6 protein-coding genes are annotated in these 6,000 nt (G+C 31.1%); 3 read left to right on the top strand and 3 right to left on the bottom strand.

The genetic code is table 11. The features are described from left to right. A partial coding sequence (locus tag QZ260_RS02550; protein WP_295982378.1) for a 2-oxoglutarate and iron-dependent oxygenase domain-containing protein occupies positions 1–616 on the bottom strand: 616 nt, incomplete at its 3' end. 134 nt (positions 617–750) lie between these two features. Between QZ260_RS02550 and QZ260_RS02545 the strand changes: the two genes are divergently transcribed. After that, entirely contained in the window at positions 751–2,754 is a 2,004-nt protein-coding gene (locus QZ260_RS02545; protein ID WP_295982375.1) for a dehydrogenase E1 component subunit alpha/beta, read from the top strand. A 234-nt stretch (positions 2,755–2,988) separates the two neighbouring features. After that, a complete protein-coding gene (locus QZ260_RS02540; protein ID WP_295982379.1) occupies positions 2,989–3,387 on the top strand; it encodes a hypothetical protein in 399 nt (132 codons plus the stop codon). Here the strand turns inward: QZ260_RS02540 and QZ260_RS02535 are convergent. Beyond that, positions 3,384–3,518: a hypothetical protein gene (locus QZ260_RS02535; RefSeq protein WP_295982374.1), complete on the bottom strand. Its 135-nt coding sequence runs from the start codon at positions 3,516–3,518 to the stop codon at positions 3,384–3,386. The genes QZ260_RS02540 and QZ260_RS02535 overlap by 4 nt on opposite strands. A gap of 448 nt (positions 3,519–3,966) precedes the next feature. Here QZ260_RS02535 and QZ260_RS02530 point away from each other — a divergent pair, with 448 nt between their 5' ends. Further along, the gene (locus QZ260_RS02530; RefSeq protein ID WP_295982372.1) at positions 3,967–4,608 is read left to right on the top strand and encodes a hypothetical protein; all 642 of its coding nucleotides are present in this window, start codon (positions 3,967–3,969) and stop codon (positions 4,606–4,608) included. A gap of 7 nt (positions 4,609–4,615) precedes the next feature. Here the strand turns inward: QZ260_RS02530 and mgrA are convergent, their stop codons facing one another. Continuing rightward, positions 4,616–5,629, bottom strand: coding sequence for an L-glyceraldehyde 3-phosphate reductase (mgrA, locus tag QZ260_RS02525; RefSeq protein WP_295982371.1), 1,014 nt, complete (start codon positions 5,627–5,629; stop codon positions 4,616–4,618). Positions 5,630–6,000 lie beyond the last annotated feature (371 nt).

Here is a 6,000-nt window from a genome sequence, read left to right as displayed (position 1 = left end):
CTCCCATTAATAGAGTTATTAAGTTAATATCACCATGTGCCGCAGCTCTAACAGCTTCTTTGGGTTCTTCGGTAATAGGAGGGTAGTGTATAGGTCTTAAAATAGAGTTTCCATTATAAATATATTCATCAAAATAGGTTTCTTCTAAACCTAAATGCAAAGCCAAAGCACGTAGAACATACTTAGCCGTTTTTTCAAGCATTTTATAAGTTTCTTTTCCAGTTTTATTAAATTCTGGAAGTTCTTTTACATTAACATTATCAGGATATTCTGCTTTAAGTTTATCATTATTTTCAACATATTGTCCAAAATGCCAAAACTCTTTTAAATCGCCTTCTTTTTTTCCTTTAGCACTTTCTTTTCCAAAAGAGACATAACCTCTTTGTCCGCCAATTCCAGGAATTTCATACTGCCGTTTTGTTTCTGTTGGCAAGCAAAAAAAGTTTTTAACTTCTTTGTATAGATTATCAACTAAAGTATCATCTAAAAAATGACCTTGAAGTGCCACTAAACCAATCTCTTCATACGCTTGTCCAATCGCATTTACGAAGTTTTGTTTTCTAATAGGATTATCAGAAAGAAAGTCTTTCAAATTAACACTTGGTATGGTATTCATAAGGTTTGATTTTAAAATTATGTCAAAACAAATGTACAAAAACATTCAAAGTTATTTATATTGAGTTATGTGCAATTTTTTCTATTAATAAATACTAATTACATTATATTTGATAATGAAATACCCAATTTTTTATGAAAGTAACAAAAACTTCATCTAAGATAGATTATACGAGTGAAGGATTAGAATCAGAAACACTTCTATCATTGTATAGAAATATGCTGAAGCCAAGATTGATAGAAGAGAAGATGCTTATTTTATTACGACAAGGTAAAATAAGTAAATGGTTCTCTGGTATTGGTCAAGAGGCTATATCTGTTGGTATTACCATGGCTATGAATGATGATGAATACATCTTGCCAATGCACAGAAATTTAGGTGTTTTTACAACCAGACATGTCCCCTTGTATAGATTATTTGGGCAATGGCAAGGAAAAGCATCGGGATTTACTAAAGGTAGAGATAGATCATTTCATTTTGGAACACAGCAATTTAAAATTGTTGGCATGATTTCTCATTTGGGCCCTCAGTTAGGGGTTGCTGATGGTATAGCTTTGGCGACTAAATTAAAAAACACAAACCAAGTTACTGCAGTATTTACGGGTGAAGGTGCGACAAGTGAAGGTGATTTTCATGAAGCTTTAAATGTAGCATCAGTATGGTGTCTACCCGTTCTATTTTGTGTTGAAAATAATGGTTACGGTTTATCAACGCCTACAAATGAACAATATAACTGTAAAGATATTGCAGATAAAGGTTTGGGCTATGGTATGGAATCTCATATTATAGATGGAAATAATATTATAGAAGTGTATACCAAGGTTAGCCAGTTAGCTGAAGATATTCGAAAAAATCCTAGGCCCGTTTTATTAGAATTTAAAACGTTTAGAATGCGAGGGCATGAGGAGGCTAGTGGTACTAAGTATGTTCCACAAGAACTCATGGATACTTGGGGCATTAAAGATCCTTTAGTGAACTTTCAGGTATTTTTAAAGGAGAATAATATTCTGACTGAAGAAGATGAAGTCTCAATTAAAGGATCAATTGTACACGAAATTAATAAACATTTAGAAGTTGCTTTCAATGAAGAAGATATTATTGCTAATAAAACGGTAGAGTTAAATGATGTTTATCAAAATTATGAATATCAAGAAGTTATAAGTAATTCAAATTCAGAAGAAGTTCGTTTTATAGATGCTATTTCAAATAGTTTAAAACAGAGTATGCATAAACATAATGATTTGGTCATTATGGGACAAGATATAGCTGAATATGGGGGTGCTTTTAAAATTACTGAAGGTTTTGTAGAACAATTTGGAAAAGGTCGAGTACGAAACACACCTATTTGTGAATCTGCTATTGTTGAAGCAGCCATGGGATTATCTATTGCTGGTATAAAAAGTGTTGTTGAAATGCAATTCGCAGATTTTGTGAGTTCTGGTTTTAATCCTATTGTAAATTATTTGGCTAAGTCCTATTATAGATGGAATCAAAACGCAGATGTTGTAATAAGAATGCCTTGTGGCGGTGGTTTATCTGCAGGTCCGTTTCATTCGCAAACTAATGAAGCTTGGTTTACTAAAACCCCAGGGTTAAAAGTAGTTTATCCGGCATTTCCATATGATGCGAAAGGCTTATTAAACACAGCAATTAATGATCCAAATCCTGTATTATTCTTTGAGCACAAAGGCTTATATAGAAGTATGCGTCAAAAAGTTCCAGTCGATTATTACACATTACCATTCGGAAAAGCATCACTTTTAAGAACTGGTAATGATATAACTATTGTATCCTATGGCGCCGCCGTACATTGGGCTTTAGAAACTTTAGATAATAATCCTAATGTCTCAGCAGATATGATTGATTTGAGAACGCTTCAACCATTAGATGTAGAAACAATTTATGAGTCAGTTAAAAAAACAGGAAAAGCTATTATACTTCAAGAAGATTCTCTATTTGGTAGTATTTCTAGTGATATCTCAGCTGGAATCATGGAACACTGTTTTAAATATTTAGATGCTCCAGTAAAGCGTGTTGCGAGCATAGAAACACCAATTCCTTTTGCAACCCAATTAGAACAACAGTATCTTCCTAAAAATAGATTTGAAACCGAATTAAAAGCACTTTTAGAGTACTAATACCGTTTACTAATTTAAAACATAGTGATACATCATCTTTTTGGTTTCCCATTCATCTAAAAAAGAAATCATAACTTATGCTATGTTTGTTTTTTTTTGATTTGAATAAAGTGAAATAATCATCATTTAATTATACAATAATTTTAATTAATAATTAGGTGTAATTTTATGACTTATATTTAAGAAGATATAAAACTATATGTTTTGATAATTCTTGTATGCCTTGGTGTTTTAATGCTTTTCAGTTGTAAAAAAGCAGAAGAAACATTTGAAAATAAGTATATTTGGGATTCGCTGAATGTAACCGCTACCGCCTATAATTCCTTAGCTTACCAAACCAATTCCAATCCACATATAACTGCTTTTGGAGATAGTTTAAAACCTGGTTTAAAATATATTGCAGTTTCTAGAGATTTGTTGAGACTTGGATTAAAACATAATACCCCTGTCAAAATTGAAAGTCTTGAAGGGGTTTATGCCGTTAAAGACAAAATGCATTATAGATGGAAATCTCGAATTGATATTTATATGGGAGTTGATGTAAAAGTAGCAAAACAATGTGGTAGAAAACAAGTATGTATAGAATACGGTATTCCAAAAAACAATAGCATACCGTTAGGTTTTGTTGATTAATGCGCGTATCGCTTCGTGCCTTTCCACAGACCTGTATTGGAAGTATTAAAATCTACAATACGTTTATTAGTAAATAAATTCTCTTGAGTAATGCTATTTAAATGTCTTGATATTTTGATGATTGGTTTCATTGTGATTGATTTAAATTGTTTGATGAAAGATTTGGAGTCTAAAGACATTACTTATCTGTAACGTCTTTTAGTGTTCCATTCGTTACTTTTAGTTCCGTTCAAAGTTCCAGTTAATTGATTGTTGTTTAAAGTTCTCATAATTTTTGATTTTAATTGATTAATAAATTCTTATTGATTTGATTATACTAGATAGACGAATAAAAATTAATTTTGTTACAGTACTATGCATAACAAAGTAATAAATTAACAAGTTTTAACAGTTTAAAGTAGTAGTGAAGTAGAAAATAGTATGTTTTAGGAACGGTTATTGATATACAATAATTAAATAACGTGTTTAACATGGTTGTATTTCTCGGAAAGAAATATCTTTGAAGAATAATACGACTATGAAAAAAATTAAATTATTTAGATAAGCTTAATGAAACCTTATATATTTTTTCTTTTTTTTATGTTCCTAACGCTATCTGTTCAAGCACAAATAGATAGTAAAAAGAAGTCTATTTCTATTCCTGCTGTTGAAAGCAAGAAGGATTCAGCTGATATTAGTCCGTTAACACCATCAAAATCAATAAAGAGTGATAATACTATTGGTCTGAATAGACCAAGTGTAACACCTTCACTTGATTTGCCTCAAAAAGAATTTTCTATGTTTCCAAAAGAAAAGTTTGGAAACCCAGGTGAGTTATATACAAATCAGTTAAAAAAACAAGAAAATACTATTAAACAGGAGCAAGGTTTAGGTACTAAGGGTAGTAAAATAGATCTCTTTTTTGGCAATCATAGAACAAAATCTAAAAATATTCAAGTTACGTATCGAGATTATGGTCTTGAAGATGGAGATTATGTTCGGGTCTCAGTAAATAACGAAATTATTGAATATAGGGTGGGATTATCAAATGCATTTAAAGGTTTTAAAATTGAATTAAAAATGGGTGTCAATAAAATAGAGTTTCTTGCATTGAATGAAGGTTACGCTTTACCCAATACCGCCCACTTTAGAATAGTTGGTGAACAAAAAGAACTTATAGCAACAGACTTATGGGCCCTTTCTACAAATGTTAAAGGAGTTATAAACATAATTAGAGAATAATTAGAACTTAAGAAATTATCCCATCTATTAACTTCAATTCCTCATGATTAAATAATAAATTATCTAAAGCTTTTACATTTTCTTTTAACTGGTTAGAAGAGCTTGATCCAACTAATACGGAAGTTATTTGTGGCTTTCTTAATAACCAAGCTATAGCCATTTGAGATAGTTTTTGTCCTCGTTCTTGTGCAATAGTATTTAAATTTTGAATTTTCTCAATATTAGATTGAACAGTTTCTGCATTCAAAAAGATAGAATCATTTCCTGCTCTAGAGTTTTTAGGAATACCCTTTAAATACTTATCAGTAAGCATACCTTGTTCTAAAGGCGAAAATGCAATACATCCTAAACCACTGTTTTCTAAAGTATCTAAAAGCCCATCTTCAACCCAACGATCGAACATGGAATATCTGGCTTGATGCAAAATAAAAGGAACCTTTAAATCTTTTAATAGTTTAGCAGCCTTTTGAGTATCCTCAGGCCCATAATTTGAAATACCGACATATAATGCTTTTCCTTGACGGACAATATCTGCCAATCCGCCCATTGTTTCTTCTAAAGGTGTATCTGGGTCTGGTCTATGATGATAAAAAATGTCAACATAATCTAATCCCATGCGTTTTAAACTCTGATCTAAGCTAGATATTAAATATTTTCTAGAACCAAAATCTCCATAAGGTCCGGGCCACATGCCATATCCTGCTTTCGTGGCTATAAACAATTCATCTCTATAGGCCTTGAAGTCTTGTTTAAATATAGTTCCAAAGTTTTCTTCAGCAGAACCGGGAGGAGGTCCGTAATTATTAGCGAAATCCAAATGCGTGATTCCTAAATCAAAAGCTGTTCTTAAAATGTCTCTTCCATTTTTTAAATCATCAACAAAGCCAAAATTATGCCATAATCCAAGGGAGATAGCAGGTAAAAGCACGCCACTTTTTCCTGCTCGATTGTATGTCATTGAATCATATCTACCTTCTTCTGCTAAATAGCTTTTTACTCCTGATTTATCGTTGATTTCCATATTATAAAATTAAGACAAAAAATGTATAAATCCTTTTTAAAAAAGCCCTTTTTGTAGACATAAACATTTTGTGTTTTTATAGACATCCAGCTTATTCCTTTTCTCAATTATTTTCTAGGTTAATTGTTAATTAACATCTTCAGAATTATCAATGGATACAAATAATACAGAGATAAGTATAGTTACGGAATCCGAGGTTTTAATGAATTCAAAGGATTTGTGCTTCAATAGTTTAGATGCCTATTTTAAAATTAACTTGTGTTGAACATTATAATAAATTTTTGTACTGTTAATATTACTTGGATAATTTCACACTAATAATGCTTGAAATACCCTTTAAAGATGTTATTTTTGCGCGTTGCAAAATTTAA

The sequence above is a fragment of the uncultured Algibacter sp. genome (assembly GCF_905480415.1).
Taxonomy (GTDB): domain Bacteria; phylum Bacteroidota; class Bacteroidia; order Flavobacteriales; family Flavobacteriaceae; genus Algibacter_B.
This window is presented reverse-complemented; position numbering and strand designations above follow the sequence as displayed.